The 249-nt window shown below is 34.9% G+C and carries 2 pseudogenes; one reads left to right on the top strand and one right to left on the bottom strand.

Annotated features, from left to right (window positions below):
• Positions 1 to 131: pseudogene (locus IDG64_RS14645) on the top strand (carboxylesterase); the annotation flags it as partial.
• On the opposite strand, the pseudogene IDG64_RS14640 reads toward IDG64_RS14645, so the two are convergent.
• Positions 123 to 249 (bottom strand): annotated as a pseudogene (locus tag IDG64_RS14640) (carboxylesterase); the annotation flags it as partial. The pseudogenes IDG64_RS14645 and IDG64_RS14640 sit on opposite strands and share 9 nt — an antisense overlap.

The raw sequence follows: 249 nt of genomic DNA, 5'->3' as shown, positions 1-249 counted from the left end.
CACTAATATTATTGCATGGTACAGGTGGTGATGAGTTCGATTTATTACCGTTAGGCGAAGCATTGAATGAAAATTATCACTTGTTAAGTATTAGAGGACAAGTTTCAGAAAATGGGATGAACCGTTACTTCAACTGGGTATAACGGTGCATATAACAATGCTTTTTTAAATGGTGCTTCTGAACGCAACATTAAGTTAATCGCTATATTTGATCCATTTGAAAATCCAACAAGCACAGCCTTTTCAATA

This window comes from Staphylococcus sp. EG-SA-15, from assembly GCF_017151895.1.
Lineage (GTDB): Bacteria > Bacillota > Bacilli > Staphylococcales > Staphylococcaceae > Staphylococcus > Staphylococcus aureus.
Note: the sequence above shows the minus strand (reverse complement) of the source record. Positions and strands in the feature narration are given on the sequence as shown.